Origin of the sequence: Klebsiella sp. MS 92-3, from assembly GCF_000195655.1 — a bacterium.
In the GTDB taxonomy this organism is placed as follows: domain Bacteria; phylum Pseudomonadota; class Gammaproteobacteria; order Enterobacterales; family Enterobacteriaceae; genus Klebsiella; species Klebsiella pneumoniae.
Window position 1 is genome coordinate 19,177 of the sequence record NZ_GL882770.1, and the last position, 3,667, is coordinate 22,843.

Sequence of the window (3,667 nt, forward strand, 5' to 3'; positions counted from 1 at the left end):
TTCAGGATCCTGAAATCGCCTTTTTTATTTTCTCTTAGCGCTAATCCCTGCGAGGTATAAAAAGGAGTAGGCGTAAAATTCCACAACAAAATAATATCCTTAACGTTTAAAAGGGGTATATGATATGCATCATATAGGCTATTTCTGAACGTCGCGTTTGAGACGGTAAAGTGAGGCACAATTATGCAGCGAATCATTATTCCCACCCATTACGTTCACACCCGCAGCACGCCGCTGTGGACCAAAGAGACCGCCCCGGCCTCTATCTGGCGCCGCCATCTGGATGCCGGCACCCGGCAGGGCGTCTACCCTCGTCTCTCAGTGATGCAGGGGGCGATCCGCTATCTCGGCTATGCCGATGAAACCAGCCCCGAGCCCGTTGAAACCCTGACTATTGAAGCCGGCCAGTTTGGCGTCTTTCCGCCGGAGAAGTGGCACTGTATTGAGGCCCTCTCAGAGGACACGGTTTTTAATGTCGACTTTTATGTTGATCCAAAAATTCTTATCGAGGGATAACAAGAGATGACCAGTGAAAATAAAGGTTATACCTTAGCGCTAGAGAATGGCCGACTTCACCAGAAGCAGGAAAAAATATTTCTCAAACCAATGGTGTTGTATATTCCACAGCAGGCGGTGGAGGCCGTTAATGACCTGCTGAGCAAGTTACCGGACGACAGGGAAGAGGGGGAGTTTCTGTTGACGGTCACCAATAACAATAACGGCGTCTCGGTTGATAAAACCTTTTCCTCGCTGGCGGCGCTGCGCGACCCACTCACCGCGGCTGATGCGGTGAAGGATCTGATCAATATCGTTCGCGGCTACGAGTCCGATGAAGAGACCAACGTCTGCGGCTGGTAAGCCCGCTATCCCGCAGTCGGATGGCCGCCGTCGCCCGACGCCATCTGACTGAGCAGCCACTCCCGCAGAGCGATAATATCCGCCCGCTGCGCTACCGCTTCGGTAGTGACCAGGTAGTAGCGGGCGCCAGGCAATGCGTTGCTGAACGGCGCGGACAATACGCCGCGCTGCAGCAGATCCCGCGCCAGCAGTTCGCTGGCGATCACCACTCCCTGACCGGCCACCGCCGCCTGCAGGGCATGGGTCTCATCGCTAAAGGTTAACCCCGCATCAATATTCAGCGTCGGCGGTCCATAGCGCCGACGCCAGTTCTCCCAGCTCGGCGAATCAGCTGGCACGCGCCGGTTGGCAACGTGAAACAGCGTCACCCGCTGCAGATCTTCAGGCCGGCTGAGGCCCAGAGTCGGGCTGGCGACCACGATAAAGCGATCCTCATACAGCAGCGTGCAGTACAGGTCCCGCTCCGACGTTTCACGATAGCGAATCGCGGCGTCTACCGTGCCCAGATGCAGATCCACTCGTTCGACGCTGGTGTGTAGCCGCAGGTCGATAGCCGGAAAGCGGGCGGTGAAATCCGCCAGCCGCGGCACCAGCCAGTGGGTGAGAAAATTGGAGGTGGTGGTGACGGTTAAGGATGGCGGCTGACGGGCATGAGCGATCTGGACGACGGCCTGTTCCAGGGCGCTAAAGGCGCGTTGGGTGGCGGCGTAAAGGATCTCGCCATCAGCGGTCAGACTGACGCCCTGCGCGCTGCGTTCGCAGACCCGGCACTCCAGCACCGACTCCAGCAGTTTAATCTGATGGCTGACCGCCGTCGCGCTGACGCCGAGCGCCTCGGCGGCCTGTTTAAAACTGCGGTGGCGGGCGACGGCATGAAAAGCGCGTAGCGCCCCCAGCGGCGGCAGACGGGGCGGTCTCATGGCTGAGTTTTTCTCATCTATGGCTGAAAACTATGCGTTTGTGTAAAGCGATATTGTGGCGATAGGCTACGGGCATGTAAAGACAATGACATGAATTAAATTCATGCAGCTTCGCCTGTCAGGAGTCAACTATGCACGTTGTAAGCCGCTACACCGCCGCGGAAGCCGCGGCAACGATCGACCCCCGCGGCCGCGCTATCGCCCTTAGCGTGGTCATCGCCGCCGGGGCCTTGCTGTTAATCATGCCCCCGGTTATCGGGGTGACCGGCACGCTGAGTCTGCTGACGGCGCTGATTGCGGCCTTTGGCGTCGGGTGGGGATTTACACGCGGACAATCCTGGCTTTATCGCTCACCCCTGGCGGCGACGCGCTGGGCCTTTCTGCTGTCAGCGGCCGGCTGGCTGCTGGCGCTGGTGGCCTGGTATGGCGGGCAGGACTGGCCGGCACTGCTGCCGGGCGTGGCGTGCGGTGGGGCGGGAGCGGCTGTCGCCTGGCGCATTGCGGCGGGTAGGACGGCGCTGCCGGGGATGCGGGTCAGCGGCGCCACGGTACTGAGCGTAGCTATCGCCATCGCGGCGACGCTGCTGACCTGGCATACTGCGGGAGGAGGACGCCATGGCGTCTGCTTTGCCTTCGCCGTGCTGCTTGACTGGGCGCTGCTCGGCGCGCTGATGGTGCGGATCCGCCAGCAGGAGAGTGCGGCCTGATACCAGACGCGGTCTGGTCCAGGATCGGCGAATCAAGCGAGACAGGGTAAGTTGTCCCGCCCGGCGTTAAATATCTTCTACACTGTTACAGGCATCACATTCCTGTGCGGTCGGCACTCCTGCCGGCCGCCGTCGGCGTTCAGCCCAGGCACGGGCCTGCAGGCTGGTTATCCTGAAAAGAGGAGTCTGTAATATGGCATTTGTCACCACCCAAGACGGCGTCAATATTTACTTTAAAGACTGGGGTCCAAAGGAAGCTCAGCCGATTGTTTTTCATCACGGCTGGCCGTTAAGCGCTGACGACTGGGATAACCAGATGTTATTTTTCCTTGCCGAAGGGTTCCGGGTCATCGCTATCGATCGTCGGGGTCATGGTCGCTCCGATCAGGTTAGCGAGGGGCACGATATGGACCATTACGCGGCGGACGTTTCGGCGGTGGTGGAACATCTGGATCTGCACAATGCGGTCCACGTCGGGCACTCCACTGGCGGCGGCCAGGTCGCCCGCTACGTCGCCCGCTACGGCCAGCCGCAGGGGCGGGTGGCGAAGGCGGTGTTAATTAGCGCCGTCCCGCCGCTAATGGTGAAAACCGAGCAGAATCCGGGCGGGACGCCGATCGAGGTGTTTGACGGTTTCCGCAAAGCGCTGGCGGCGAACCGCGCCCAGTTCTATCTCGACGTCGCCTCTGGCCCGTTCTATGGCTTCAATCGTGATGGAGCAGAGATATCCCAGGGGACGATCCAGAACTGGTGGCGACAGGGGATGATCGGCAGCGCTAAAGCCCATTATGAAGGCATTAAGGCGTTTTCAGAGACCGACCAGACGGAAGACCTTAAGTCGATCACTTTGCCGGTGCTGGTGATGCAGGGAGATGACGACCAGGTGGTGCCCTATAAAAATGCGGCCATCCTGCAGGACAAGCTGCTGCCGAACAGCCAGCTGAAAATTTATCCTGGCTTCCCGCACGGGATGCATACCTCCCACGCCGATACTATCAACGCCGATCTGCTGGCGTTTATCCGCGCCTGATCTGCCCTATTTGCCGGGCAGAGTGCCGTTAATGGCATTCCGCCAGCGCCCTGGGCGCCAGTCGCCTGGGGCGCGCCGGTTGACGTGCAGAGGAAATCTGCTTAACTCATGGGGTACCTGACGACTATTTTCCCCTCGCAGGATAAAACGCC

Annotated in this window: 6 protein-coding genes; 4 read left to right on the forward strand and 2 right to left on the reverse strand. The window is 59.4% G+C overall.

Annotated features, from left to right (window positions below):
* A partial coding sequence (locus tag HMPREF9538_RS32775) for a hypothetical protein (protein WP_032457030.1) occupies positions 1–86 on the reverse strand: 86 nt, incomplete at its 3' end.
* Positions 87–183: 97 nt separating this feature from the next.
* On the opposite strand from HMPREF9538_RS32775, the gene HMPREF9538_RS20405 reads away from it, so the two are divergent.
* Both HMPREF9538_RS20405 and HMPREF9538_RS20400 read left to right on the forward strand, forming a co-directional pair.
* Positions 184–516, forward strand: coding sequence for a DUF1971 domain-containing protein (locus HMPREF9538_RS20405; RefSeq protein ID WP_002911866.1), 333 nt, complete (start codon positions 184–186; stop codon positions 514–516).
* A gap of 6 nt (positions 517–522) precedes the next feature.
* Complete coding sequence (locus HMPREF9538_RS20400) at positions 523–858, forward strand: DUF1869 domain-containing protein (RefSeq protein WP_002911862.1); 336 nt, start codon at positions 523–525, stop codon at positions 856–858.
* A 5-nt stretch (positions 859–863) separates the two neighbouring features.
* Here the strand turns inward: HMPREF9538_RS20400 and HMPREF9538_RS20395 are convergent, their stop codons facing one another.
* Positions 864–1,778: a LysR substrate-binding domain-containing protein gene (locus HMPREF9538_RS20395; RefSeq protein WP_009484396.1), complete on the reverse strand. Its 915-nt coding sequence runs from the start codon at positions 1,776–1,778 to the stop codon at positions 864–866.
* A 131-nt stretch (positions 1,779–1,909) separates the two neighbouring features.
* On the opposite strand from HMPREF9538_RS20395, the gene HMPREF9538_RS20390 reads away from it, so the two are divergent.
* Positions 1,910–2,485: a hypothetical protein gene (locus HMPREF9538_RS20390; RefSeq protein ID WP_004175291.1), complete on the forward strand. Its 576-nt coding sequence runs from the start codon at positions 1,910–1,912 to the stop codon at positions 2,483–2,485.
* A gap of 193 nt (positions 2,486–2,678) precedes the next feature.
* A complete protein-coding gene (locus tag HMPREF9538_RS20385) occupies positions 2,679–3,515 on the forward strand; it encodes an alpha/beta fold hydrolase (RefSeq protein WP_004180471.1) in 837 nt (278 codons plus the stop codon).
* Positions 3,516–3,667 lie beyond the last annotated feature (152 nt).